This is a genomic window from Neoaquamicrobium microcysteis (genome assembly GCF_008180155.1).
Taxonomy (GTDB): Bacteria; Pseudomonadota; Alphaproteobacteria; order Rhizobiales; family Rhizobiaceae; genus Aerobium; species Aerobium microcysteis.
On sequence record NZ_VSZS01000068.1, the window covers coordinates 44,756 to 69,222 of the forward strand.

The 24,467-nt window shown below is 63.0% G+C and carries 24 protein-coding genes, 1 tRNA gene and 1 riboswitch; of the genes, 9 read left to right on the forward strand and 16 right to left on the reverse strand.

Annotated features, from left to right (window positions below; translation table 11 throughout):
• Positions 1-36: 36 nt before the first annotated feature.
• Positions 37-1,638, forward strand: coding sequence for a BCCT family transporter (locus FY036_RS21135; RefSeq protein WP_148916762.1), 1,602 nt, complete (start codon positions 37-39; stop codon positions 1,636-1,638).
• A gap of 236 nt (positions 1,639-1,874) precedes the next feature.
• The gene (locus FY036_RS21140; protein WP_148916763.1) at positions 1,875-2,078 is read left to right on the forward strand and encodes a hypothetical protein; all 204 of its coding nucleotides are present in this window, start codon (positions 1,875-1,877) and stop codon (positions 2,076-2,078) included.
• A 28-nt stretch (positions 2,079-2,106) separates the two neighbouring features.
• Here the strand turns inward: FY036_RS21140 and FY036_RS21145 are convergent.
• A tRNA-Gly gene (locus tag FY036_RS21145) sits at positions 2,107-2,180 on the reverse strand.
• 152 nt (positions 2,181-2,332) lie between these two features.
• Between FY036_RS21145 and FY036_RS21150 the strand changes: the two genes are divergently transcribed.
• Positions 2,333-3,121 carry an ion transporter gene (locus FY036_RS21150; protein WP_148916764.1) on the forward strand — a complete coding sequence of 263 codons (789 nt, stop codon included), beginning with the start codon at positions 2,333-2,335 and terminating at the stop codon, positions 3,119-3,121.
• A gap of 2 nt (positions 3,122-3,123) precedes the next feature.
• Here FY036_RS21150 and FY036_RS21155 read toward each other — a convergent pair whose 3' ends face one another.
• The gene (locus FY036_RS21155) at positions 3,124-4,230 is read right to left on the reverse strand and encodes a 2'-deoxycytidine 5'-triphosphate deaminase (RefSeq protein ID WP_148916765.1); all 1,107 of its coding nucleotides are present in this window, start codon (positions 4,228-4,230) and stop codon (positions 3,124-3,126) included.
• Positions 4,231-4,306: 76 nt separating this feature from the next.
• Positions 4,307-4,384, forward strand: a riboswitch (SAM riboswitch).
• A 42-nt stretch (positions 4,385-4,426) separates the two neighbouring features.
• Between FY036_RS21155 and FY036_RS21160 the strand changes: the two genes are divergently transcribed.
• Positions 4,427-5,620 (forward strand): O-succinylhomoserine sulfhydrylase, encoded by a 1,194-nt coding sequence (locus FY036_RS21160; protein WP_148916766.1) that lies wholly within the window; start codon positions 4,427-4,429, stop codon positions 5,618-5,620.
• Between the two features lie 155 nt (positions 5,621-5,775).
• Positions 5,776-6,168, forward strand: a complete 393-nt coding sequence (gene apaG / locus FY036_RS21165; protein ID WP_148916767.1) for a Co2+/Mg2+ efflux protein ApaG — start codon at positions 5,776-5,778, stop codon at positions 6,166-6,168.
• A gap of 14 nt (positions 6,169-6,182) precedes the next feature.
• On the opposite strand, the gene FY036_RS21170 is transcribed toward apaG, so the two are convergent.
• From FY036_RS21170 to FY036_RS21185, 5 genes are all read right to left on the reverse strand, one after another.
• Positions 6,183-6,446: a hypothetical protein gene (locus FY036_RS21170; RefSeq protein ID WP_148916768.1), complete on the reverse strand. Its 264-nt coding sequence runs from the start codon at positions 6,444-6,446 to the stop codon at positions 6,183-6,185.
• A gap of 86 nt (positions 6,447-6,532) precedes the next feature.
• On the reverse strand, positions 6,533-6,694 hold the full coding sequence (locus tag FY036_RS23830) for a hypothetical protein (RefSeq protein WP_161601179.1): 162 nt from the start codon (positions 6,692-6,694) through the stop codon (positions 6,533-6,535).
• A gap of 215 nt (positions 6,695-6,909) precedes the next feature.
• A complete protein-coding gene (locus FY036_RS21175) occupies positions 6,910-7,917 on the reverse strand; it encodes an Hsp33 family molecular chaperone (protein WP_235897745.1) in 1,008 nt (335 codons plus the stop codon).
• A 103-nt stretch (positions 7,918-8,020) separates the two neighbouring features.
• Entirely contained in the window at positions 8,021-8,938 is a 918-nt protein-coding gene (gene argF, locus FY036_RS21180) for an ornithine carbamoyltransferase (RefSeq protein WP_148916770.1), read from the reverse strand.
• Positions 8,935-10,134, reverse strand: coding sequence for an aspartate aminotransferase family protein (locus FY036_RS21185; RefSeq protein ID WP_148916771.1), 1,200 nt, complete (start codon positions 10,132-10,134; stop codon positions 8,935-8,937). Before FY036_RS21185 ends, argF begins: the two co-directional genes overlap by 4 nt.
• A 388-nt stretch (positions 10,135-10,522) precedes the next feature.
• Between FY036_RS21185 and FY036_RS21190 the strand changes: the two genes are divergently transcribed.
• Positions 10,523-11,029, forward strand: coding sequence for a GcrA family cell cycle regulator (locus tag FY036_RS21190; protein ID WP_148916772.1), 507 nt, complete (start codon positions 10,523-10,525; stop codon positions 11,027-11,029).
• 50 nt (positions 11,030-11,079) lie between these two features.
• On the opposite strand, the gene phoU is transcribed toward FY036_RS21190, so the two are convergent.
• Together phoU and FY036_RS21200 are read right to left on the reverse strand one after the other, a co-directional pair.
• Positions 11,080-11,802 (reverse strand): phosphate signaling complex protein PhoU, encoded by a 723-nt coding sequence (phoU, locus tag FY036_RS21195; protein WP_148916773.1) that lies wholly within the window; start codon positions 11,800-11,802, stop codon positions 11,080-11,082.
• A gap of 89 nt (positions 11,803-11,891) precedes the next feature.
• Positions 11,892-12,944, reverse strand: a complete 1,053-nt coding sequence (locus FY036_RS21200) for an ATP-binding protein (RefSeq protein ID WP_148916774.1) — start codon at positions 12,942-12,944, stop codon at positions 11,892-11,894.
• Positions 12,945-13,043: 99 nt separating this feature from the next.
• Here FY036_RS21200 and ppk2 point away from each other — a divergent pair, with 99 nt between their 5' ends.
• A complete protein-coding gene (gene ppk2, locus FY036_RS21205) occupies positions 13,044-13,940 on the forward strand; it encodes a polyphosphate kinase 2 (RefSeq protein ID WP_148916775.1) in 897 nt (298 codons plus the stop codon).
• On the opposite strand, the gene FY036_RS21210 is transcribed toward ppk2, so the two are convergent.
• On the reverse strand, positions 13,909-15,987 hold the full coding sequence (locus FY036_RS21210; protein WP_161601180.1) for a glycosyltransferase family 2 protein: 2,079 nt from the start codon (positions 15,985-15,987) through the stop codon (positions 13,909-13,911). The genes ppk2 and FY036_RS21210 overlap by 32 nt on opposite strands.
• Positions 15,988-16,348: 361 nt before the next feature.
• On the opposite strand from FY036_RS21210, the gene FY036_RS21215 reads away from it, so the two are divergent.
• Entirely contained in the window at positions 16,349-17,197 is an 849-nt protein-coding gene (locus FY036_RS21215; protein WP_148916777.1) for a transporter substrate-binding domain-containing protein, read from the forward strand.
• On the opposite strand, the gene FY036_RS21220 is transcribed toward FY036_RS21215, so the two are convergent.
• Positions 17,198-17,608 carry a tellurite resistance TerB family protein gene (locus FY036_RS21220; protein ID WP_148916778.1) on the reverse strand — a complete coding sequence of 137 codons (411 nt, stop codon included), beginning with the start codon at positions 17,606-17,608 and terminating at the stop codon, positions 17,198-17,200.
• 153 nt (positions 17,609-17,761) lie between these two features.
• On the opposite strand from FY036_RS21220, the gene FY036_RS21225 reads away from it, so the two are divergent.
• Positions 17,762-19,420, forward strand: coding sequence for a lysine--tRNA ligase (locus FY036_RS21225; protein WP_148916779.1), 1,659 nt, complete (start codon positions 17,762-17,764; stop codon positions 19,418-19,420).
• On the opposite strand, the gene FY036_RS21230 is transcribed toward FY036_RS21225, so the two are convergent.
• The 5 genes from FY036_RS21230 to FY036_RS21250 form a co-directional block, all read right to left on the reverse strand.
• Entirely contained in the window at positions 19,409-20,155 is a 747-nt protein-coding gene (locus tag FY036_RS21230) for a thermonuclease family protein (protein WP_148916780.1), read from the reverse strand. The genes FY036_RS21225 and FY036_RS21230 overlap by 12 nt on opposite strands.
• Position 20,156: 1 nt before the next feature.
• A complete protein-coding gene (locus FY036_RS21235) occupies positions 20,157-20,783 on the reverse strand; it encodes a S24 family peptidase (protein WP_148916781.1) in 627 nt (208 codons plus the stop codon).
• An 87-nt stretch (positions 20,784-20,870) separates the two neighbouring features.
• Positions 20,871-21,485, reverse strand: coding sequence for a 2-hydroxychromene-2-carboxylate isomerase (locus tag FY036_RS21240; RefSeq protein WP_148916782.1), 615 nt, complete (start codon positions 21,483-21,485; stop codon positions 20,871-20,873).
• Between the two features lie 56 nt (positions 21,486-21,541).
• Entirely contained in the window at positions 21,542-22,087 is a 546-nt protein-coding gene (locus FY036_RS21245) for a thioesterase family protein (RefSeq protein WP_148916783.1), read from the reverse strand.
• A 154-nt stretch (positions 22,088-22,241) separates the two neighbouring features.
• Positions 22,242-24,458, reverse strand: a complete 2,217-nt coding sequence (locus FY036_RS21250; protein WP_148916784.1) for a 3-hydroxyacyl-CoA dehydrogenase NAD-binding domain-containing protein — start codon at positions 24,456-24,458, stop codon at positions 22,242-22,244.
• Positions 24,459-24,467: the final 9 nt, after the last annotated feature.

The window sequence follows — 24,467 nt, forward strand, 5'->3', positions numbered from 1 at the left end:
GGGTGGCTGAATTCATTGCAATGGAGGGATGCTGCAATGAGCGACACAAATGCAATCGTGCCCGAAGATCACGGGCTCGAGCCCGGACAAGACAACATCCAGTTTCTGGGCCTGGACATTCACAATCCCGTATTTGCGATATCGAGCGTCCTTACCGTCGCGTTCGTCATCGTGACGCTCATCTTCCGTGACGTGGCAGGCGATCTGCTCGGCGGCCTGCGCGTCTGGCTGACGACCACGTTCGACTGGGTCTTCATGATCTCGGCCAACATCTTCGTGCTCTTCTGCCTCGCACTGATCGTCACACCGCTGGGGAAGGTGAGGATCGGCGGCGCCGATGCCAAGCCAGAATATTCCTACTGGGGATGGTTCGCGATGCTGTTTGCTGCCGGCATGGGCATCGGCCTGATGTTCTTCGGCGTCCTGGAGCCTATGAACCATTTCAACTACCCGCCGCTGGGCCTTGCACCGCCGGTGGTGGATGGTGCGCTGGTGCCGGAGGCCGTGGAAGAGGCGCGCAGGATGGGCATGGCCGCCACGATCTTCCACTGGGGCCTGCACCCATGGGCGATCTACGCTGTCGTAGCGCTTTCGCTTGCCATCGCGTCCTACAATTTCGGCCTCCCACTCTCCATGCGCTCGGCGTTCTATCCGATTTTCGGAGAGCATGTGCGCGGCTGGGTCGGTCATGTCATCGACATCCTCGCCGTCTTTGCGACGCTGTTCGGACTGGCGACCTCACTGGGCTTCGGCGCATCGCAGGCCCTGGCCGGCCTCAACGAGCTCTACGGCGTGCCCAACACCGACAATATGAAGATATTGTTGATCGTCGGCATCACTGCCATCGCGCTCGGTTCGGTGCTGGCGGGGCTCGATGCTGGCGTCAAGCGGCTTTCCGAGATCAACATGGCGCTCGCGTTCCTGCTGCTGCTCACGGTAATAGTACTGGGGCCGACGCTTGCGATCGCCACCGGCTTCTTCACCAACACCGTCGACTATGTGAGGAACCTGCCGGCACTTTCGAACTGGATCGGTCGCGAGGACAGTGATTTCGTCCATGGCTGGACTACCTTCTACTGGGCCTGGTGGATTTCGTGGTCGCCTTTCGTCGGCATGTTCATCGCCCGCGTTTCGCGCGGCCGCACGGTGCGTGAATTCATCACCTGCGTGCTCATCATTCCGACGCTCGCCTCCATCATCTGGATGACGACGTTCGGCGGCACCGCCCTCAGCCAGTTCCTCGTCGATGGTTACACCGGCGTCCAGGAGACGGTCGTGGCCTATGTTCCCGAGCTGTCGCTGTTCCGGATGCTCGACCAGCTTCCACTTGCCGCGATCACCGCGCCTCTCGGCATCGTCGTCGTGATCCTGTTCTTCGTCACGTCATCGGATTCGGGGTCTCTCGTCATCGACACGATCACGGCAGGCGGCAAGGTGGATGCCCCGGTGGCGCAGCGCGTCTTCTGGTGCACCTTCGAGGGGCTGATCGCCATCGTGCTGCTGCTGGGCGGCGGCCTTGCCGCGCTTCAAGCCAGCGCGATTGCGACCGGGTTCCCGTTCGCGTTCCTGCTGCTCCTGATGATCTATGCCCTGCTCAAGGGCTTGAGAAGCGAAAGCCGCAGCATGGCGACTGCCTAGCTGTAGAAAACCCGCCGCCGGTCGCCGGCGGCGGGAACCAATTCTTCTCCGAAGGGTTGGAGAGACGGCAGCCCACACCTGCCCGATAGTTCCCCTACTTCATGAATGGCCGGCATCCACCGGCCATCTTTTTTTCGTGACATCAACACCGCATCGCTATCCCCCAAGCGGGTGATGAGCGGACCGGATGGATGAGACATTCTGTGACCCTGACTTCAGGCTCAGGGAGTGATCGGATGCAAGTGTACGTGGAACCCGCAAAGCGCGCCGGCCGGAGAAAGCTGATAAGCGAAGCGCAACTTACGCGCTCGAACGTCGACAGGAGCAACGACTGCATCCTGCTGACTTTCGAGGCGGCCGGACTGTATGACGCTTCGCGCTATCGATACACGCTCAAGCTTTCGCCAGAGAGCATCGCCACGTTGAGAGGCTACCTGTAGCGTATCCGGATCTGGCGGGTGGAAGACCTGGAGCGGGTGAAGGGAATCGAACCCTCGTATTCAGCTTGGGAAGCTGCTGCTCTACCATTGAGCTACACCCGCGAAGGCGCCATTAGATCGCGGCGCGACGGGCGCATGTCAAGGGTCATGTTCGCAGGCGGACAAACGGACGGTTGAAGCGTCCGCGGCTCGGCCTTATGGAAGGCGCGCGGGCGGCATCCGCCGCCCTTCACCGCTTTCGCCGGAGACCCGCCTTGGACGCCCTCAGGACGCTCATTGAATCGCGCCGCTTCGAAGCCGCGATTACCGTTCTCATCATCATCAACGCCATCACGCTGGGACTGGAAACCTCTCCCTCGGTCATGGCCCGGTTCGGCGGGGTGCTGACAGCCCTCGACACTGCAGTCCTCGCCGTCTTCGTCGCAGAGCTTCTCGCGCGCTTCGTCGTCTATCGCACCGAATTCTTCCGCGATCCATGGCGGGTCTTCGATTTCCTCGTCGTCGCGATCGCGCTGATGCCCGCAACGGGCAATCTCTCCGTTCTCCGCGCGCTGCGCATCCTGCGCGTGCTGCGGCTCGTCAGCGTCGTGCCGTCGCTGCGTCGGGTGGTAGGTGGCCTCATTGCCGCCCTGCCCGGCATGGGCTCGATCGTGCTCCTGCTGGGGCTGGTCTTCTACGTCTTCTCTGTGATGGCGACCAAGCTGTTCGCCGCGACCTTCCCCGAATGGTTCGGCACGCTGGGTGAGTCCGCCTACTCACTCTTCCAGATCATGACGCTGGAAAGCTGGTCGATGGGCATCGTGCGGCCGGTGATGGAGGTGCATCCCTATTCGTGGCTCTTCTTCATACCCTTCATCGTGCTGACGTCGTTTGCCGTGCTCAACCTCTTCATCGGTATCATCGTGTCGGCGATGCAGGAGGAGCACGAGAGCACGGCTTCCGAGGAGCGCTCGGCGATGCAGCACGAGCAGGAACTGATCCTGTCGGAAATCAGGTCGTTACGCGACGAGGTGCGCGCGATGAGGGCGGACGGGAAGGCCTAGTTTCAGCCGGCGCGGAAGTGCTTTGAGAGCTTCAGGCCCTGCGCCTGATAGTTCGATTTCAGGTCTACGCCGTATAGCCTGCCGGGCCGCGCCAACATGTGCTCGTAGACCAGCCGGCCGACGATCTGGCCGTGCTCGAGGATGAAGGGCACCTCGTGGCTGCGCACCTCCAGCACGGCGCGGCTGCCCGTGCCGCCCGCATCGGAATGCCCGAAGCCCGGGTCGAAGAAGCCCGCATAGTGAACCCGGAACTCGCCAACCAGCGGGTCGAAGGGCGTCATCTCGGCAGCATAGTCCGGTGGCACGTGAACGGCCTCCCGGCTGACGAGGATGTAGAACTCGTCCGGGTCGAGGATCAGTTCCGAGCGCCCGCGCGCGTATAGCGGCTCCCAGAAATCATGCAGATCCTGCGCGTCGCGCTTGTCCACGTCGATGACAGCCGTATGGTGCTTGCCGCGATAACCGATGAGCCCGCCACCCTCGCCCGCCATGTCGCCCTTGAGATCGATCGACAGCGCAATACCCCCGCCGGAGATGTTGGGCTGCTCGGAGGCCACGATCGTTTCGCGCGCGTGCAGCCCCAGCAGCTCGGTTTCGGAAAGCAGTGCCTGCCCCTTGCGGAAGCGTATCTGCGATAGCCGGGAACCTGCCCGCACCACGATCGGAAACGTGCGCGGGCTGACTTCGATGAACAGCGGTCCCGCGTATCCCGCCGGTATCTTGTCGAACTCCTGGCCGTGGTCGGCCATGACGCGCGTGAAGATGTCGAGCCGGCCGGTCGAGCTCTTGGGGTTGGCTGAAGCCGAAACGTCTGCCGGCAGGGCAAGCCGTTCCTGGATAGGGACAATGTAGACGCAACCCGTCTCCAGCACCGCGCCCGCCGTCAGGTCGATTTCGTGCAGCTTCAGCCGCTCGAGCTTGTCTTCCACCTTGCTGGCCGGGCCGGGCAGGAAGCTCGCACGCACGCGGTAGGCGGTAGCGCCGAGCCGCAGGTCCAGGCTGGCCGGCTGGATCTGGTCGGTGTCGAGCGGCCCGGCCGAAACCAGTGCGCGTGCATCGAACAACGCTGCGATGTCCCGATCCGGCAGAATTCCTGTGGTGCGCACGATGCCGCGTCCCCCTTGTTCAACGGGCGAGGTTTAATGAGACCGGCGATTGACGCAAGGAGGCCATGGGCGTAAAGGGCGTTTATCCCGTGGTGATTTGCCGGTCGGCTTGCAGCCACGTTAAACAAGTCGCTAAAAGGGACCGAGAGGAAACCGGCATGCGACTTCGCGGCCGGTTTTTGTGTTTTTGGGGCATGACATGACGAGCGAGACCAAGCGCAACTGGAAGCCGGCCACCTCCCTGGTTCACGGCGGCACAACAAGGTCGCCGTTCGGTGAAACGTCCGAAGCGCTCTATCTGACGCAGGGCTTCGTGTACGACACCGCAGAGGCGGCGGAAGCTCGCTTCAAGGGCGAAGAACCCGGCTTCATCTATTCGCGCTATGCCAACCCCACCGTCGACATGTTCGAAAAGCGCATGTGCGAGCTGGAAGGCGCCGAAGACGCTCGCGCGACGGCGTCCGGCATGGCTGCGGTCTCAGCCGCCCTTCTCTGTAGCGTCAAGGCGGGGGACCACGTGGTCGCGGCGCGCGCGCTGTTCGGCTCCTGCCGGTGGGTCGTCGAGAAGCTGATGCCGCAGTACGGCATCGAGACGACGCTGGTTGATGGAACGAACCTGGAAGAATGGGAGAACGCTGTTCGCCCGAACACGAAGCTGTTCTTCCTGGAAAGCCCGACCAACCCGACGCTGGAGGTGATCGACATCGCGGCGGTGGCGAGCATCGCCAACAGGGCCGGCGCACGGCTCGTCGTCGACAACGTGTTTGCGACGCCGCTGCAGCAGAAGCCGCTCGAGTTGGGCGCTCACGTGGTCGTCTATTCGGCGACCAAGCATATCGACGGACAGGGCCGCTGCCTCGGCGGCGTCATCCTTTCCGACAAGCAGTGGATCGACGACAATCTGCACGACTATTTCCGCCACACCGGCCCGTCGCTGTCGCCGTTCAACGCATGGACCCTGCTTAAGGGGCTCGAAACGCTACCGCTGCGCGTCAAGCAGCAGACCGAGAGCGCGGGGCGCATCGCCGGACATCTCGCCTGCCATCCGGCAATCGAGCGCGTGATCTATCCCGGCCGCAACGACCATCCGCAGGCCGACATCATCGCGCGGCAGATGAAGGGTGGATCGACGCTCATCTGCTTCGACGTGAAAGGCGGCAAGAAGCAGGCATTCTCCTTCCTCAACGCGCTGGACATCATCCGTATCTCCAACAATCTCGGTGACGCCAAGAGCCTCATCACGCACCCCGCCACGACGACGCACAAGAACCTTGCAGAGGAGGCCCGCAATGACCTGGGCATCCTTGGAAGCACGGTACGGCTGTCGGTCGGCCTGGAGGATGCGGACGACCTGATCGAGGACATCGACCGCGCGCTGGCAACTGCCGCCTGACGCCGCATCAGCCGGCCTGACAAACGAGCGCGGCTCCGGGACAGGCCGGGCCGCGGTCACATTTGCGCCACGCGGCCTTGACCAATCGCGGACCAGCAACAAGTTCCCAGCGTAGGGTTGGGTCGCCATAAGGCTCGCAGAGACGCAGCAGGAACATGTATCGCAGCACGACGCGCAACATCGAGGTGGAGGTCGAGCCTTTTTATATGCCGGATCGATCCGATCCCGACGAAGCGCGCTACGTCTGGGGATACAAGGTCACGATCGCGAACAATTCGGATGCCTTCATCCAGTTGCTCGCGCGCTATTGGCGCATCACCGACGGCATGGGGCGGGTTGAGGAAGTGCGGGGGCCCGGCGTCGTGGGCGAACAGCCCGAGCTCAATCCGGGCGACAGTTTCCAGTACACGTCCGGCTGCCCTCTGCGCACGCCGTCAGGCTTCATGGTCGGAGCCTACACGGTAAGGAGCGGCGAAGGCGAGTTCTTCGACGTCGCCATTCCCGCCTTTTCCCTTGATCTGCCCGGTGAAAATCACTCGGTGAACTGAGCCCGTTCGGGGCGTCAGTCGTCGCTGGCCGGGTCGTCCCGTTCGGGAAACAGGTTCTGGTCCATCAGCGCCCGGCCGAAACGATAAAGTATGTCTGCCGCCAGTTCGCGATTTTCGCCCAGAAGTCGATTATACGCCTTGCCGGCCGTGAAATTCATGCGGCGGTGCGCCGTCGGGTCCAGTTCGTGGATAGCCTGCGCCAGGCAGATGGCGATCTCGCAGACCGCCTCGGCCGTTTCTTCGCGCATCTCCGCGCGTGTCGCGATGGTGTCCGGCATGCATCTGGCCCACGAACCCTGCCCTATGGCGCGGAATCCTGCACACCAGGCGTTGAGTATTCATTAAGCCTGATCCGAAAAGCGGATTATCGTTCCATGGACGGCATGCAGCCTTCGCTGGACCATTCGTTGCAGGCTACGCGCGGGTTGTCGGGGCGGACCGTCTGGTCTGCGTGCTCGACGAGCGCGGAAAACCCCCAGCCGAACGCGGCGGCGGCAAAAACAATCAGTATCAGTTTGGTCGTCATAATCTTTCCGGGCGTGTCCCATGCCGCCCACGGAACACCGGCAAGCATGAAACAGATGAGGTTCACAAAGGATTTAGAGCGCCCTTAACCATATTTCGGCCGTCGGCAGCCTTCTTGCCAATCGTGCCGGTCCACTGTTCAGGGTCCCGTCTTCCTTTCTGCCCGCCCGCAGCGATTGTGCAATGCGGGACGCGCCCGATCAAGGGCGCGACCCATTATTGTGCAGGAGCAAACTCCGCCGGGTCGAACTCGTACTGCGTCGAGCAGAATTCGCAGGCAACCTGGATCGAGCCGTCCTGCGTGCTTTCGGCGATTTCCTCGGCAGTGAAGCTGTCGAGCACCGAGCGTATCCGCTCGCGCGAGCAGGAGCAGTCGTCCAGAACCTCGGTCCCTTCGAATACGCGCACGCCGTGCTCGTGGAACAGCCTGTAGAGCAACCTTTCCGAGCCGACGGTGGGATCGAGAAGTTCGTCGCTCTCCACGGTCCCGAGTAGCGCCACCACCTCATTCCAGGCGTCGTCTGTCGGGTCCGGCGCGTCGCCGTTGTCTCCATCGCCGCCCGGAAGGTCGGGCAGGCGCAGCCGCTCGGATGATTCCGGCAGGAACTGCGCCAGCAGGCCGCCCGCGCGCCAGTGCTCCTCCTTCCCGCTATCGCCGCGAACCAGTTGCCGCGCAACCGAAAGCCGAACCTCCGTGGGGATTTGCTCCGACTGGCGGAAATAGGTGCGCGCCGCTTCCTCCAGCGAGGTGGAATCCAGTGGAACGATGCCCTGATAGCGCTGCATGTACTGGCCCTGGTCGATGGTGAGCGCCAGCACGCCGGCTCCCATCAGGTCGGCCGGCGACGCCTTGCCTGCGGCCATCGCGGCCTGCAGCCTTTCTTCGTCGAAGCGGGCATAGGCGCGCAGAGACTGCGGTGTCGAGAAATCGGCGACCAGCATATCGACCGGCCCGTCGGAGCGCGTCTGCAGGATGAACTTTCCATCGAACTTGAGCGAGGTGCCCAGAAGCACCGTCAGCGTCACGGCTTCCGCCAGCAGGCGGGCCACCGGTTCGGGATAGTCGTGGCGCGAGAGTATCGCATCCAGCACCGCGCCCAGTTGAACCACGCGTCCGCGCGCGTCCAGCATGGCCACCTCGAAGGGAACCACATGGTCGTCACCGGCGAAGCCGAATTCGCCAAGCTTGATGTCGGTCTCAGTCACCAGAACAATTCCTGTCATAGCGCCGCTGCCGCAGGCGCGGTTCAGCATCGCAGAACGATGCGCGGGATCAAACACCCGGTTTGAAGGATGAGCCCCTAGATAGGTTCGCCCAAACCGCCGATCAAGCGCCGAAGCACCAGGCGAGCACGGCCTTCTGGGCGTGCAGGCGGTTCTCGGCTTCGTCGAACACCACCGAGTTGGGGCCGTCGATGACTTCATCCGTCACTTCCTCGCCGCGGTGTGCCGGCAGGCAGTGCATGAACAGGGCGTCCGGCTTCGCGCGCTTCATCAGCGCCTCGTTCACCTGATAGGGGGTGAAGACGTTGTGGCCGCGCGCGCGGTGCTCCTGTCCCATCGAAACCCACGTGTCTGTGACGATGCAGTCGGCATCCTTCACCGCATCCTCCGGCGAGCGCATGACGGCCACGCGACCGCCATTGGACTTCGACCAGTCGGAAAACTTCTGCGCCGGCTCGCTACCCTCCGGGACAGCCACATTGAGCCGGAAATCGAACCGGGCCGACGCTTCCATCAGCGAGTGCAGCACATTGTTGCCATCACCGGTCCACGCAAAGAGCTTGTCCTTCACCGGCCCGCGGTGCTCTTCATAGGTCATCACGTCGGCCATGATCTGGCAGGGATGGGTGTCGTCCGTCAGCCCGTTGATCACCGGGACCGTGGCATGCTCGGCCAATTCCAGCATGCGGTCGTGGGACGTGGTGCGGATCATGATGGCATCGACGTAGCGCGACAGCACCTTGGCCGTGTCGGCAATGGTCTCCGAGCGCCCGAGCTGCATCTCAGCGCCTGTGAGCATGATCGTTTCGCCGCCAAGCTGGCGCATGCCGACATCGAATGACACACGCGTCCGCGTGGACGGCTTCTCGAAGATCATCGCCAGAACCTTGCCGGCGAGCGGCTTTTCCACGTTGCCCGACTTCAACCGGTGCTTGCGCGCCCGCGCATCGTCGAGGATCGTTCTCAGTTCGGCCGGCGATATCGCGGATAGGTCGGTAAAGTGCCGAAACGGTCCGCTCATGACGCGTTTCCCTTGCCGCCTGCATCGCTCAGCTTTTGCGCCGCGTTGCGGATGCGCTCGACGCCTTCGCGGATTTCCTCGCTCGTAACAGTCAGAGGGGGCAACAGCCGCACGACGTTGTCGCCGGCCGGCACCGCAAGGAAATGCTCGCCGCGCAACGCGGCGTTGACGGCAGTATTGGCCATCCTGCACTTCAGGCCGAGCATCAGACCGGTGCCGCGCACCTCTTCGAACACCGTCGGAAATTCATCCACGACCGACGCCAGCGCCTGCTTGGCGGCAAGCGCCTTGTCCTGCACCGACTGGAGAAACCCTTGCTCCAACACAACGTCCAGCACCGCATTGCCAACTGCCATTGCAAGCGGGTTGCCACCGAAGGTGGTGCCGTGCACGCCCGGCGTCATGCCCATGGCTGCCTTGTCGGTCGCGAGGCACGCGCCGACGGGGAACCCGCCGCCGATACCCTTGGCGATCGCCATGATGTCGGGCTCGATGCCCGACCATTCGTAGGCAAAGAGTTTCCCCGTGCGGCCGATGCCGCTCTGCACCTCGTCGAGGATCAGCAGCAGGCCGTGCTCGTCGCACAGCGCGCGCAGCTTCTGCATCATCGGTGCCGGCAGCAGCCTGATGCCGCCCTCGCCCTGCACCGGCTCGACGAGAATTGCCGCCGTCTCCGGCCCGATCAGCTTTTCGGCCGCTTCGAGATCGCCGAACGCCACCTGGTCGAAGCCCTCGACCTTGGGCCCGAAGCCTTCCAGATATTTCGGCTGGCCACCGGCTGCGATGGTGGCCAGCGTGCGGCCGTGAAACGCGCCTTCGAATGTGATGATACGGTAGCGTTCGGGGGCGCCGTTTACATATTGATAGCGCCGCGCGGTCTTGATGGCGCATTCCAGCGCCTCCGCGCCCGAATTGGTGAAGAACACCTTGTCGGCGAAAGTGGTGTCTACCAGTCGCTCGCCGAGGCGCCGCTGGCCGGGGATCTCATACAGGTTTGAGACGTGCCAGAGCTTCTGCGCCTGTTCCGTCAGCGCGGCAACGAGGTGGGGATGACTATGGCCAAGCGAGTTGACGGCGATGCCGCCGGCAAAATCGAGATATCGCTCGCCGCTTTCCGTCACCAGCCAGCTTCCCTCGCCCCGGTCGAATGCCAGGGGCGCGCGGGCGAAGGTCTCGTAAAGCGCCGAACCGCTCATTATATGCCTCTCCGACTGCATCGCGCGGCAGCATCTGCGATCTGCGCGATGTATCAAAAAAGCCGCCCAAAGGGCGGCAGGAGCCAGCTTATATCGGCCTTTCGGCCATTTGTGTCAAATGAAACGTCTTGCGCCAACAGGCCGGGAAGCCTGCGCCACCACGACCGGGGCGCGCCACCTCCGGCAAGTTGGGGAAAACCGAAAAAACAGATTCGGCGGCGATGACTGACTCTTGTCACGGAGTCAGCCGATAATGTAGTTTGAAGACAAGAAATAACTAGATTTCGTGCGGCGGATCTAATCACCCCTGTAGATGTGGTGTCGCACCGGCTGTGACCGGGCGAAGAAGGATTCGGATTCCGTCGGCACCAATTAGGAGCCTGTCCTTATGAACTGGACCGACGAACGCGTTGAGTTGCTCAAGAAACTTTGGTCGGAAGGCCTCAGCGCCAGCCAGATTGCAACCCAGCTCGGCGGCGTCAGCCGCAACGCCGTCATCGGCAAGGTGCACCGCCTCAAGCTTTCGGCACGCGGGCGCACCTCCTCGGCCCAGCCGCGCGCCAAGAAGACTCCCGTCAGCAACGGCACCAAGACGACCACCCGCCCCACGCGCACGATAACGGCCACGATCGGTGCGACCGCGCTCGCCGCCCAGTTCGATGTCGAGCCGGTGGCGCGCCAGATGCTGCGCCCCACGGCCAACGTCGTCATCCCAATCTCACGCAAGCTGGCGCTGATCGAACTGACCGAGCGCACCTGCAAGTGGCCGAACGGCGATCCGCTGTCGGAAGAATTCAACTTCTGCGGCAACGAGGCCGGTGAGAGCGGCCCCTATTGCGGCTATCACTCCAAGGTAGCCTACCAGCCGGTGTCGGAGCGCAAACGCGCGCGTTGATCGTTTTTGCCGCAGCGGACGGAGTTCGATCAATCTTCTGCCGTACCCCGTCAGCTCGCCGACGAAGATCCCAGCACCACCCGGTGGCTTTTGTCTTCCTTGGGGCGCTCCAGCGGAAGCTGCTCGCCGGTGACCACGTAATACACCGTCTCGGCGATGTTTGTCGCGTGGTCGCCGATGCGTTCGATGTTCTTGGCGCAGAACAGCAGGTGGGTGCACGGCGAGATGTTGCGCGGATCTTCCATCATGTAGGTCAGCAGCTCGCGAAAGAGCGAGGTGTACATCGCGTCGATCTCCTCGTCGCGGTCGCGCATGAACGCGATGGCGCCGATTGAGCGTGAGGCGTAGACGTCCAGCACCTGTTTGAGCTGGGTCAGGGCCAGCGTGGCGAGTGCCTCCAGCCCACGGAAGAGTTGCACCGGCTGGCGCGTATCGGAAACGGCCACCACCCGCTTTGCGATGCTTTTGCCAAGATCGCCCACACGCTCCAGATCGGCTGCGATGCGGATCGTGCCGATGATCTCGCGCAGGTCGTCCGCCATGGGCTGGCGCTTGGCGATCAGGAGGATGGCACGGTCGTCGATCCAGCGCTGCCCCTCGTCGAGAACGATGTCGTCTGCGATCACCTTGCGGGCGAGAGCGACGTCGGCATTGATGAGTGCCCCCACCGCCTCATCGACCATGCGCTCGGCATGGCCTCCCATAGCGGCAATGCGGTTGCCCAAGGTGGCAAGCTCGTCATCGTAGGCGCGAACGATGTGCTGCGAATTCATGATCGGCGATCTGCCTGAAGCGATTCCTGAATGCGAATCCTAACGTATTCTCATGACAGGAAAAAGAAAGCGCGCGACGCGAAGCGGCGCTATCCGGCCGGCAGATGCACGGTGAACGCGGCGCCTTCACCAGGCTTCGACTTCACCGTCAGCCGGCCCTCATGGCGCGTCAGGATGTGCTTGACGATCGCGAGCCCCAGGCCGGTACCCTTCGGTGCGCGGCCGGTCTCTACGCGGTAGAACCGTTCCGTGATGCGGGGAATGTGCTCCTCCGCGATGCCCTGCCCATGATCGCGAACCGTGACCGCAACTTCCGGCGACGGCCCTGCCCGGCTATGCGCCATGGTGATATCGATCCTGCCGCCGGCCTGTCCGTATTTGCAGGCATTCTCCAGAAGGTTCTCGAAAACCTGGATGAGTTCGTCGCGGCTGCCCGGCGCGAGCATCGGGCTGGCGGGGCGGTCGAAGACGATCTCGACACCGCTCTCGCGCGCCAGATGGCCGAGCGACTCCACAACACCCGCCACTACCTCGCCGATGTCGATCTCGCCCTGCGAGCGCATGTACGGCTTCATCTCGATGCGCGACAGCGAGAGCAGGTCGTCGATCAGGCGCGCCATGCGTTCGGTCTGGGCCTGCATGATCTGGAGAAAGTTGTCGCGCGCCTTCTCGTCGTTGCGGGCCGGGCCGCGCAGCGTCTCGATGAACCCGGCGATGGAGGCGAGCGGCGTGCGCAGCTCGTGGCTTGCGTTGGCGATGAAATCGGCGCGCATCCGGTCGATCCGGCGGGTCTCGCTCTGGTCCTTGAAATGAATGGCGAACAGGCCGCCGCTTCCGACCGGCATGGCGCAGACCCGGAACGCGCGCTCGATCGGCACGCGCTCGGCATAGTCGATGGTGGCCGCCTTGCGCTCGCGCAGCAACCCGCCCATCAGTTGCTGCATTTCCGGCGTGCGGAACTTGTGATGCAGCAGGGTGCCGCGCGGTATCTGCCCGAACGCTATGCCGGCCGGCTGGTTTGCATGCAGCACCGCGCCCCGACCGTCGATGATGACGACGGGGTCAGGCAGCGCCGCGGCAAGATCGCGCGCCGACAGCGTGTCCACCGCATCAAGGTTGCCGCCGCGTGCTTCCACGTCCATCGTGCGCCTTTCCTGCCGCCAATTTACTCGCGTCTCTTGCTATGGACCGGCGCGAGACCACCCAATAGCATGGTTTCCTCACATCACAGGAATATCTCAATGGGCAAGAGCGCCGCAAAGTTCGAGGTTCCCATCAAGCCGGTCAAGCTCGTCATCGACGGCAAGAAGCGCGCCTTCGACATCGATGATCCTGCGCTACCCTCGTGGATCACCGATATGGAACTCGCAGCCGGTGGCTATCCGTATGAAGACCGGATGAAGAAGAAGGAGTACGAGGCGACGCTGGAGTTGCTGCAGATCGAGCTCGTCAAGCTGCAGACCTGGCTGCAGAAAAGCGGCGAGCGTGTCATGGTGCTGTTCGAAGGGCGCGACGCGGCCGGCAAGGGCGGCACCATCTTCGTCACGCGGCAGTACATGAACCCGCGCACCGCGCGTAACGTCGCCCTCACCAAACCGACCGAGACCGAGCGCGGCCAGTGGTATTTCCAGCGGCACGTCGCGCACTTCCCGACGGCCGGCGAATTCGTGACGTTCGACCGCTCCTGGTACAACCGTGCGGGCGTCGAGCCGGTGATGGGCTTCTGCACGCCGCAGCAGCACGAGCTTTTTCTCGATGAGACGCCGCATTTCGAGAAAGGCATCGTCGCCGACGGCATCCGGTTCTTCAAGTTCTGGCTGTCCATCGGTCGCGAAACGCAGCTGCGCCGTTTCCACGACCGCCGCCACAGCCCGCTCAAGATGTGGAAGTTCTCGCCGATCGATGTCGCGGGCATCGAGAAGTGGGACGACTATACAAAGGCGCGCGACCTGATGTTCGAGCGCACCCATACCGAACATGCGCCGTGGACCATCGTTCGCGCCAACGACAAGCGACGCGCCCGCCTGGCCGTCATCCGGCGGCTGCTGGTGTCGATGCCTTACGAAGGCCGCGACGCCCGCGTGGTCGGAGAGGAAGACCCGCACATCATCGGAATGCCTTCGCAGGCGCTTGACTGACCCCGTCTGCTGCCGGCTCACGCATGGAGCGCGAGCGCCGGTGGTGCGTCTTGTTCCAGTGGTGAGGCCTGCGGTAAATCTCCCACAGTGCCAGCCAGGCCGCCACCGACAGCAGCACCCAGTGCAGCGGCGTCAGCAGCCCCGTGCCCAGCAGCCTGCCCTTCTCCTTCATAGACAGCGTCATGGCGCCGATCGCGATGAACGCGCCGTAGCCGAAAAGGATGTTGGCGAAACCGAGCATCAGCATCAGCATTTCCAGCGTCTGCGCCGACCCGGTCCAAACCAGCTTCGCCATCACATAGGCTATGGTGACGAGGAACAGGGGATGGATCAGCGCGGACACGAGCATACCCAGAAACAGCACCTGCATGACGAGGAAGGATGCCGGCCCCAGATCGCGCCAGAGCGCGCGCGGCGAGCGCATGTGGACCAACCAAGTCTGCACCCAGCCCTTGAACCAGCGTACCCGCTGCGGCAGCCATGTTTGCAGGTCCTCAGGCCCGTCCTCGAAGGTTGGATGGGTCAGAACGCCCGTGCGATAACCCAGCCGCTTGAACCGCAAGCCGAGATCGGCATCCTCGGTGACGTTGTAGGCGTCCCATCCTCCCGCATCGGCAAGCGCCGACCGCCGGAAGTGATTTGACGTGCCGCCCAGGGGCAGAAGAAGATTGTTGCCTGCAAGCCACGGCAACAGGCCCCTGAAGAGGCCGGCATATTCGAACGCGAACAGGCGCGAGAACGGGCTTGCCGACCCGTTGGTGACGACCAGCGGCGCCTGCAGACAGGCCAGATCCTCACCTTCCCGGCTGAACCGATACCAAGCCTCCATCAATTGCATCGGATGCGGCCGGTCTTCGGCATCGTAAAGCGTGACGAGTTCGCCCGAGCACAACGGTAGCGCGTAGGCCAGCGCCTTCGGTTTGGTGCGCGGGCCCCCAGCCGGCACCTCGACGATCTCCACAAAAGGGCGCAGATGGTGAGCGCGCAGCGCGGCAAGCGTTTCGTGGTCGTCTTCCTCGCAAACCAGCTTGATCTCGAGCTTCGCGTGGGGCCATTGCAACTTGCCCAGCGCGACGAGCAGTTGCGGAATGACCTCGCGTTCCCTGTAGAGCGCGACCAGCACCGAATAGACGGGCAGGTCCTTGGGATTGACCGCTGGTAGCGGGCGTAACCTTAACGGGCCGGCGCTGCTCAGAGCCAAAAGCCGCAGAGCTATGCAGGCAAAGAACGCAATGGTCGCCACGAGGTGAAGCGCAAAGATCGTCTGCGCGCCTGCCAGAATGAGGCACAACGGAAACGCGACGAGGAACGCGCCGATACAGGCGCCCTGCCAGGCATTTGCAACGATGTTGGCCGAAAAGTCTGGCTGGCGGAGGAACAGGTCGTACTGGGCGTCGAACAGCAGCCTGCGCCTGGTGAGCTTGATGATGGCTGCTCTGAGCATGCCTGGAGGCGCGATGCACAGCCTGCCGGCAAGCTCCGGCATGCGAGCCAGCCGCTCGCGCATCGAAGCAATGCCCACATCCAAATGCGCCAGCACATGCACGATCGTGCCGTCGGGACGCTCAAGCAGCGCGATGGGCAATGCGTCCCGACTGGCAAGGGCGGCCAGCCTGTGGCGTTCGGCAACCTGAAGTCGCTCGGGATCAATATGGGACAAAAACGGAAGACCGAGTTCGTGCGCTACAGCCTCGAACAGACGGCCCTCATCGACCCTGCCAGACGCCAGCAGTTCCTCCACAAAGGCCGTGCCGTTGGCCACCGCGCGATGCGCGGCGCGGCTCACTTCGTCGGTCGGCAGCGACAGCCGCTCGACCAGCGGCATCCACTCTTCGAGGATCGCTGCATGACGCCCCTGATGCGGCGCTGCGTTGCCGAAAACCTGCGGCCGCCTTCCGGCCGGCACAGCAGCCAGGTCGCTCTTTTCAGAAAGCGGCGGAAGATCGGCTCTGGGCCGGAAATGAGGCCCGGCCCGGCCAGACGGTGCCGGCGCGCTGAACGGCTGCAGCATCACCATGCGACGACTACGCGAAAGCAGCTGCGCCATATGTTCGCACATGTACACGCAGCACATATGCGGCGAGCCGTACGAACCAGTATCTGCGAATGAAACACCGGAATCTCGGAGATTACCGGCAACCGGACGCCCCGCCCGAACGACATCGAACGCATATTATTTCCCCACCCACCTACGCATGGTATTGAGAAAAACGATCATTTCAATGGAAAAACCTTCACGCTCTCCATTTCTTGATGCCGTTAAACTTCATGCAACATCGGAAACCTCTAATATTGATCTCAATTCTGATACGAATGCGTGGACTCGTCCGCCACATCCGCATCGGTTGACAGCGGGAGCATGGCGCGGAACAACAAGCCGTCATTTTTCGCATGCACCGGCATCGTCCATGCTCAAAACCTTCAAAGCCCTGTTTTCCATTGTTGCGATTGCAGCCTGCCTTGCGACAGCGTCAGGGCGCGCGGCCGAACCCGTCATCCCGAACTATTGGGACGAACGGGAGCGCCTTCCCAAGCCCGACCTTTCGGGACTGGAGCGGCTGCGCTTTCTGACCACGATCGATTTTCCCCCGTTCAGCTTTCTCGACGGCGATGGAAGACTCAGCGGCTTTCATGTCGAACTTGCTCGCGCGATCTGCCGGGAACTCGACATTGTCGCGCGATGCCAGATCCAGGCGCTGCCGTGGGACGAATTGGATGAGGCGATGGCGAACGACCAGGGTGAGGCGCTGATCGCCGGCACCTCTGTGACGGCCGATACGCGCGAGCGCTACGTCTTCTCGCGGCCGTATCTGCGCTTTCCTGCCCGCTTTGCCGTGCGCAGGACCACCACCCTCTACGAACCGCTACACAAGGCGGTAGCCGACAGGCGCATCGGTGTTCTGGCGGGGTCGGGACACGAGGCGATGCTGCGCAGCTATTTTCCCGATGCCCGGCCGGTCACCTTCACCCGCCTCGAATGGCTCCACGACGCACTTCGCGAAGGCAGGGTGGACGGGATATTTGGCGACGGGATGCGCCTCTCGTTCTGGATTGCAGGATCGGCGTCGCAGAATTGCTGTCGCTTTGCCGGCGGGCCTTACATCGCGCCGGAATTTCTGGGCGCAGGCCTCGCCATTGCCGCCAACAAGGACGACGCGGTGCTCGCGCAGGCGTTCGACTATGCACTGCGCGAGATCGCGGTAAAGGGCACGTTCGCCGAGCTCTACCTCAAGTATTTTCCGGTCAGCTTCTACTGATCACGCGGTGCGATGGCGAATGGCGGCGGCACGCTCGATCGCCGCGACCGCAAGCGGGTCGATGTCGAACCGGTCCCTGACGAGGTCAAGCACACGCGTCTCCTCGTCGCGCACCGACAGGTCAGCCGCAGCGATATCCACCGCCAGCGCATAGGCGGTCTCGCGCAGCTCGTCCGAAAGTGCAGCCTTGATAAGGGTGAGAGCCCCACCCAACCCGGCTTCCTTCTGCAACAGTTGCTGGCACTCCTGCGCGACCGCGAGTGTGCGCGACTGGTCGAAGCCATCGAAGACCGGCAACGTCCTAACGATGGCGCCGATGCGCGCCAGTTCCTCGTCGCCCATGTCTCGGTCGGAAGCCGACATGATAACCATCAGATAGACCAGCGCTTCCTGCGGGGTCGGCTTCGACATCAGTTCTTCTCCGTCAAGGTTTTGTCGAGCGAAGGTAGGAAGCTCCATGGCGGCGTTCAATCAAAAAGGCTTATCGCGATTGACGCACCGTACAAGCGCGCATAGACGTGGCGCGCCGGCAAAAGGCCCGCAAATCTTCACAGGACGCCCGAAATGACCTCTTCGCGATCGAACTCGCTGACGCTTACGCCCGAAATCCTTGCGGCGGCGCGCGAGAGCAAAGCGTGGCCATTCGAAGAGGCGCGCAAGATCATCAAGCGCTATGAAGGACGCGACTGGCCGGCGGAAATCCTGTTCGAGACGGGGTACGGCCCGTCCGGCCTGCCGCATATCGGCACGTTCGGCGAGGTCGCCCGCACGACCATGGTGCGCCATGCCTTCCGCATCCTCACCGAGGACAAGGTGGCGACGCGCCTGCTTTGCTTCTCCGACGACATGGACGGGATGCGCAAAATTCCTGAAAACGTCCCGGACCGCACCTTTCTCGAGCCGCACCTGCACCGGCCACTCACCGTGGTGCCGAACCCGTTCGGCGGCGACTTTGACAGCTTCGGGCATCACAACAACGCGATGCTGCGTCGCTTCCTCGACACTTTCGGCTTCGACTACGAGTTTGCCAGCGCAACCGAATATTACCGGTCCGGCCGTTTCGACGCGATCCTGAAGCGTGTGGCCGAGCGTTACGACGCGATCATGGAAATTATGCTGCCGACGCTTGGCGAGGAACGACGCGCGACCTATTCGCCGTTCCTGCCGATCTCGCCGAAGACCGGGCGCGTGCTTTACGTGCCGATGAAGAAGGTGGACGCCGAGGCCGGCACCATCACCTTCGACGACGAGGATGGTGAGGAAACAACGCTGCCTGTAACCGGAGGCAGGGTGAAGCTGCAGTGGAAGCCCGATTTCGGCGCCCGCTGGGCGGCGCTCGGCGTCGACTTCGAGATGTTCGGCAAGGACCATGGTCCCAACATGGGCGTCTACGACCGCATCTGTGTGGCGCTGGGCGGCCGCGCTCCGGAGCACTTCGTCTACGAGCTCTTCCTCGACGAGAAGGGAGAGAAGATTTCGAAGTCGAAGGGCAACGGCCTCACCATCGACGAATGGCTGACATACGCGCCGACGGAAAGCCTCACGCTCTACATGTTCCAGAAGCCGCGCACGGCCAAAAAGCTCTATTTCGACGTCATTCCCCGAGCGGTGGATGAGTATTATCAGTTCCTGGCGGCCTACCAGCGGCAGGAATGGAAGGAGCGGCTCGGCAATCCCGTCTGGCACATTCACGACGGCAACCCGCCCGTCATCGAGTTGCCTGTTTCGTTTGCGCTTCTGCTCAATCTCGTCAGCGCGTCGAACGCCCACGACAAGTCCGTGCTGTGGGGTTTCATCTCCCGCCACGCGCCGGGCGTTACGCCACAGACGCATCCCGAGCTCGATCGGCTTGCAGGATACGCGATCCGCTACTTCGACGATTTCGTGAAGCCTTCCAAAGTCTTCCGTGCCCCGGACGAGGTGGAAGCAGACGCTCTCCAGGCGCTGGCCGACAAACTCGGCACGCTGCCCGCGGACGCCGACGGCGAAGCCATCCAGAACGCAGCGCTGGACGTGGCGCGCGGCATCGAACGGTATCAGGATCACACCAAGAAGAGCCCGGAAGGTGGCCCGGGCGTCTCGGTCGCCTTCTTCCAGATGATCTATCAGGTGCTGATCGGTCAGGAACGGGGGCCGCGTTTCGGGTCGTTTGCCGCGCTATATGGCACCGACAACACCCGGGCGCTTATCGGCAAGGCGCTGGCAGGCCAGCTAGCCGCCTGATGTTTCGGGAAGGGTAATCGAAAGGGGCGAGGGCGAGGCGGACGCCGGTGGCGGTCCGAACAGCCCGCGCCTTGCCTCGCGCGCTTGGGCCTCCAGCGTCTCGTAGGGTCCGCCCGGTTCAGCCATCACCCAGCCCTGCGTTACCAGCCACTCAGACGAGGTTGGTTTGCCCAACCTGCAATCGGCAATGATCGGATCATCCGAAGGGACCGGCGGCACCACGCAGGAAAGCGCCCTTCCGCGCAGCCAGTTGCGAAATGCGGTTCGTGCATACACACCGCAATTCCAGGCGGAATCGCCTTCGCCGCAACGTTCATCGGGATCAGTAGGAACTATACCCGCGAGCCTGACGGTGTAGCCCTGCGCCTCGAAGACGCCCGCGCTGATCACCACCGGCCGATGCAGGATTGTTTCCTTCGGCGGCCCCTCCGACGGCACATGCGCCCTGCCCATCGGGCTCAGCACCTCGCGCGGGTCCACCCGCTCCAGTTGCTCAGGCTCCACGGAAGGCACGGCAAAGGTTTCGGGCGCTACGGGACGTATGCGAGACGGAACCGGGGCGAGAACCGCCGGCGGTCGCGGCTCGGGCCCGGTTGCCGCTGAAGACGGCTGGTCGGACGGCGTGTCTTGCGGCGAAATCCCCACCGGGGCGGTAAGCTTGTATCCGGCCGTGGAGACGGCGGCCGCGGCCACCGCCAGCCCACCGATCGCCAGCAGGACGCCGAGCGGGCGCATCCTACTGGCTCGCCCAGACGATCCGGGCCATCCATTCGACCTCGCCGGCCGGCACGACACGGTCGGGATGTACGGGGTTGAGCGAAACAAGCTCGACGGCACCGGCGGTGCGGCCGGCCAGCACCTTGGCCATCACCTCGCCGCCGCTCGTCTTGACGACGACCCGGTCGCCCTTGCGTACCCGTGCCCCCGGCTCCACGATCAGCACGTCGCCATCGCGGTAGAGCGGCAGCATGGAATCGCCCTGCACCTGCAAGGCGTAGGCTCCATCGCCCGCCCCTGCCGGAAGTTCGACCTGCTCCCACCCCTGCCCAACGGGAAAACCGGCATCGTCGAAGAAGCCGCCCGCGCCGGCTTGTGCGAAGCCCAGAAGTGGCACCGATACGCGCTGCGAAGACCTCTGTTCGACGATCGCGAAGAACTCGATCACCGACGCCCCGGTCGCTTCCATGATCTTCGAGAGCGATTCCGTGGAAGGCCAGCGCGGACGCCCGTCGGCCGAAAGCCGCTTCGATTTGTTGAAGGCGGTGGAGTCCAGTCCTGCCCGCTTTGCCAGCCCCGACGCCGACAGCGAATGTCTCGCCGCCAGTTCGTCGATAGCCGCCCAGACCCGTTCGTGCGAGAGCATGGCGCCCTCCTTCAAGACAGGAAAAAATACCTTTCCTGACTAGTTAGTCGTTGCCACGCGGCCTGTCCATAGGTTGCGTTCCGATTTTCACGGCTTGAACGGACCGCGCTTCGTTTCGAGCGCGTGGGCGAGATAGTCCAGCCGGTCCTGGCCCCAGAACGGCTCCCCGTTTAGCACATAGACGGGCGCGCCGATGGCATCGACTTCGGTTGCCTCGCGCGTGTTGCGCGACAGCGTCTCGCCCGCCGGCTCAGCCTGTGCCGCCGAAAGTACTGCTTCGGCATCATGGCCTTCCGCCCCCAGATACGCGGCAAGCTGGTCGCGATCGGCGATGTTTTCCTCGTTTGCCCATACGCCCTGCTTGACGCGCCAGATGAAACCTGCGGGATTCTTGCCGCCGCCGGCCAGTACGATCACGCAACGGTCGGCGAGGGTTGGATCGACCGGAAAGAATTTCGGTTCGAGATTGATCGGCAGGCCGCGAATATCAGCGATGCGCTGCAACTCGATTCGGCGGTATCGCTGGCGCACCGGCGTGCGCTGGCCGAGCGGCACCGAACCTGACTTTTCCCAGACGCCCGCGATGCTGATCGGCTTGTAGCGGATCGTCGCGCCATGGGTAGCTGCAAGTTCATGAAATGCCTTGTGACCGAGATAGGCGAAGGGCGACGAGCAGATGAAGTAGTAGTCGATGGCTGTCATGGGATGCTCCGGTTCAGGCGTCAGACCCTACCCGGCGACAACCCGAAGGCAAGCCCTCAGACCGTACCTTTCGCCAGCTTGCGCAAGCCCGCATGCGACGCCATGAAGATGCGCTCTTCCTCGCTGGGCGCGCGAGGCTTCAACTCCACGCCAAGCTCGGCGACGATAGCGTCGATAGGCACGAAGGCTCTGTTGCGGAAGTCATAGACGCCGGCTGTCGTCATCACCAGCGCTGCGGTGCGCCCGTCCTCCAGCACGAAACGGTGCCGGCCGATCACCTGCGTATCCTCCCAGGTCTCGACGGTGGACACGACGTCGAAACGCTTCCACAGCTTGATCTCGCGGACATAGACTGCCTGCAACCCGCCCATCATCGGGGCCCAGCCGTGCTTCCGCGCCAGCCCTATGAGGCCGGCGCGGGCGAAAATGTCGATGCGGCCGACATCGGCAAGCATCATGTAACGCGCATTGTTGAGGTGCCCGTTGGAATCGATGTCCGTCGGCAGACAGCGGAACGTCAGCCTGCTCTCGTCGCCCATGCGATAGCGCCCGCGGGAGCGGGCGGTGAGCATCATCCGCGCGAGGCGAGCCCAGACATACATGAACTGCTCCTGTGCCCTCTCCGCTGAGGGTAAGGTGCCGAGCGAAGCAGTGGGTGCCACCGCCCGCCCGGCTTTCCATGAACGCAAGGTCGCAACTACATCAGGCAACCCCGCCCGACCCGCTTGATGCCCCAAAAGGCAAGAGAAAGTTGCGCTATGCCGCCTTCTTCGTCTTCGGATAGGGATTGAAGCGGTCGTAGAAGGTTTCGCCCTTCCCTTCCATGTCCGCCAACAGCTTCGGCGCCTTGAACTGCGCGCCGTACTTCTTCTGAAGCTGCTTCGACAGCTTCAGGAACTTCTCCAGTCCCATACCGTCGATGTAGCTCAGCGCGCCGCCGGTATAGGGGGCAAAGCCGAAGGCGAGGATCGAGCCGACATCGGCTTCCCGAGGATCGGTGACGATGCCCTCTTCCATGACGCGGGCGGCCTCAAGCGCGATGGTGACGAGGAAGCGCTGCTTGAGTTCCTCGACATCGATGCTGTCGGCGTCCTGCTGGGGATAGAGGTCCTTCAGACCAGGCCACAGATGCTTCTTGGCCGGCTTTTCGGGGTAGTCGTAGAAGCCCTTGCCGTTCTTGCGGCCATGGCGGCCGTGGGTGTCGACCATCGTGTTGATGAGTTTGAACTGCTCGGGATCGACCGCCTTCTCGCCAAGATCGCGAATGGTCTGCTTCATGATCTTCTGCGCGAGATCGATCGCCGTCTCGTCGGTGAGCGCCAGGGGACCAACCGGCATGCCCGCCATCTTGGCCGCGTTCTCGATCATCGCCGGCGGGACGCCCTCGATCAGCATCTGGAACGCTTCCGCCATGTAGCGCAGCACGCAGCGGTTGACGTAGAAGCCGCGCGTGTCGTTGACGACGATCGGCGTCTTCTTGATCGCGCGGACATAGTCGATGGCGACGGCCAGCGCCTTGTCCTCGGTCTTCTTGCCCAGAATGATCTCCACCAGCATCATCTTGTCCACCGGTGAGAAGAAGTGGATGCCGATGAAGTTGGCCGGACGCTTCGAGTTCTTGGCAAGGCCGGTGATCGGGATGGTCGAGGTGTTGGAAGCGAAAATCGCGTCCTTTGCGATGACAGCCTCGGTCTGCTGGGTCGCACCCTTCTTGACCTCGGAATCCTCGAATACCGCTTCGACCACGAGATCGCAGCCGTCCAGATCCGCATAGTCAGCAGTTGGCGTGATGAGCGAGAGAAGCTGCTCCTTCTCTGCTTCTGTGGCGCGGCCCTTCTTGATCGCACCATCCATAAGGCCGGCCGAATGGGCCTTGCCCTTTTCGGCGGACGCCACGTCGCGATCGAGCAGCACAACGGGAATGCCGGCCTTGGCGGTGACATAGGCAATGCCCGCGCCCATGAAGCCAGCACCCAGAACACCGACCTTTGCGAACTTCGTTTCCGGCACGCCTTCGGGGCGGCGAGCGCCCTTGTTGAGTTCCTGAAGAGATACGAAGAGCGAGCGGATCATCATGCGCGCTTCGGTGGTCCGCAGGATTTGCGCGAAATAGCGCTGCTCGATCTTCAGAGCCGTATCGAACGGAACAAGCAGGCCCTCATAAGCGCATTTCAGGATCGCAGCGGCACCGGGATAATTGCCGTAGGTCTCACGGCGCAGGATGGCGATGGCCGGCGGCCACAGGTTGGCCCCCGCCGCCGAATAGACCGGACCGCCGGGCAGCTTGAAGCCTTTCTCGTCCCACGGCTGAACCGGCTTCAGACCGTTCTTGATCATCGCCTTGGCGGCGTCGATCAACTGGTCGGGGGCCGCGATCTCGTGGATCAGATTCATGCCCTTCGCCTTCTTCGGCGTCAGGTTCTGGCCCGACGTCAGCATCTGGAGCGCGGACTGCGGATCGGCCAGACGCGGGACGCGCTGCGTGCCGCCTGCGCCCGGGAAGATGCCGACCTTGACTTCCGGCAGCGCCATCTTGACCTTGTCGCTGTCAGCCGCGACGCGGCCGTGGCAGGCCAGCGACATTTCGAACGCGCCGCCCATGCAGGTGCCGTTGATGGCCGATACCCACGGCTTGCCGCAGGTCTCGAGCTTGCGGAACAGCCACGTCATGCGACCGGCATTGTCGAACAGGAGCTGGATCGCCTTCTGCTCGTCCTTTGCCTTCTCCGCCTCGAAGATACCGAGCATTTTCTGAAGCATGGTGAGGTCCGCACCGCCGGAGAAAGTCTCCTTTCCCGACGTGATGACCGCGCCCTTGATGCTTTCCGTCGAGGCGACGTGATCGATGATCTTGTCGAGTTCGTCCATCACCTCTTCGGTGAAGACGTTCATCGACCTGTCGGGCATATCCCATGTGACGAGCGCGATGCCGTCGGAATCGGTTTCGACCGTAAAGTTCTTGTAGTCAGCCATTTTGTCTCT

What these genes read in the sequence shown, in the direction of transcription:
- FY036_RS21185 (WP_148916771.1), bottom strand. Translation starts at nt 10,134, where the DNA reads ATGAGCGGTTCGGCGCTTTACGAGACCTTCGCCCGCGCGCCCCTGGCA.
- FY036_RS21190 (WP_148916772.1), top strand. Translation starts at nt 10,523, where the DNA reads ATGAACTGGACCGACGAACGCGTTGAGTTGCTCAAGAAACTTTGGTCG.
- apaG (WP_148916767.1), top strand. Translation starts at nt 5,776, where the DNA reads ATGTATCGCAGCACGACGCGCAACATCGAGGTGGAGGTCGAGCCTTTT.
- FY036_RS21160 (WP_148916766.1), top strand. Translation starts at nt 4,427, where the DNA reads ATGACGAGCGAGACCAAGCGCAACTGGAAGCCGGCCACCTCCCTGGTT.
- FY036_RS21240 (WP_148916782.1), bottom strand. Translation starts at nt 21,485, where the DNA reads ATGACAGCCATCGACTACTACTTCATCTGCTCGTCGCCCTTCGCCTAT.
- FY036_RS21235 (WP_148916781.1), bottom strand. Translation starts at nt 20,783, where the DNA reads ATGCTCTCGCACGAACGGGTCTGGGCGGCTATCGACGAACTGGCGGCG.
- argF (WP_148916770.1), bottom strand. Translation starts at nt 8,938, where the DNA reads ATGAGCGGACCGTTTCGGCACTTTACCGACCTATCCGCGATATCGCCG.
- FY036_RS21200 (WP_148916774.1), bottom strand. Translation starts at nt 12,944, where the DNA reads ATGGACGTGGAAGCACGCGGCGGCAACCTTGATGCGGTGGACACGCTG.
- FY036_RS21175 (WP_235897745.1), bottom strand. Translation starts at nt 7,917, where the DNA reads ATGACAGGAATTGTTCTGGTGACTGAGACCGACATCAAGCTTGGCGAA.
- FY036_RS21220 (WP_148916778.1), bottom strand. Translation starts at nt 17,608, where the DNA reads ATGTCGAAGCCGACCCCGCAGGAAGCGCTGGTCTATCTGATGGTTATC.
- ppk2 (WP_148916775.1), top strand. Translation starts at nt 13,044, where the DNA reads ATGGGCAAGAGCGCCGCAAAGTTCGAGGTTCCCATCAAGCCGGTCAAG.
- FY036_RS21170 (WP_148916768.1), bottom strand. Translation starts at nt 6,446, where the DNA reads ATGCCGGACACCATCGCGACACGCGCGGAGATGCGCGAAGAAACGGCC.
- FY036_RS21140 (WP_148916763.1), top strand. Translation starts at nt 1,875, where the DNA reads ATGCAAGTGTACGTGGAACCCGCAAAGCGCGCCGGCCGGAGAAAGCTG.
- phoU (WP_148916773.1), bottom strand. Translation starts at nt 11,802, where the DNA reads ATGAATTCGCAGCACATCGTTCGCGCCTACGATGACGAGCTTGCCACC.
- FY036_RS21245 (WP_148916783.1), bottom strand. Translation starts at nt 22,087, where the DNA reads ATGTATGTCTGGGCTCGCCTCGCGCGGATGATGCTCACCGCCCGCTCC.
- FY036_RS21225 (WP_148916779.1), top strand. Translation starts at nt 17,762, where the DNA reads ATGACCTCTTCGCGATCGAACTCGCTGACGCTTACGCCCGAAATCCTT.
- FY036_RS21215 (WP_148916777.1), top strand. Translation starts at nt 16,349, where the DNA reads ATGCTCAAAACCTTCAAAGCCCTGTTTTCCATTGTTGCGATTGCAGCC.
- FY036_RS21210 (WP_161601180.1), bottom strand. Translation starts at nt 15,987, where the DNA reads ATGGCGCAGCTGCTTTCGCGTAGTCGTCGCATGGTGATGCTGCAGCCG.
- FY036_RS21250 (WP_148916784.1), bottom strand. Translation starts at nt 24,458, where the DNA reads ATGGCTGACTACAAGAACTTTACGGTCGAAACCGATTCCGACGGCATC.
- FY036_RS23830 (WP_161601179.1), bottom strand. Translation starts at nt 6,694, where the DNA reads ATGACGACCAAACTGATACTGATTGTTTTTGCCGCCGCCGCGTTCGGC.
- FY036_RS21135 (WP_148916762.1), top strand. Translation starts at nt 37, where the DNA reads ATGAGCGACACAAATGCAATCGTGCCCGAAGATCACGGGCTCGAGCCC.
- FY036_RS21230 (WP_148916780.1), bottom strand. Translation starts at nt 20,155, where the DNA reads ATGCGCCCGCTCGGCGTCCTGCTGGCGATCGGTGGGCTGGCGGTGGCC.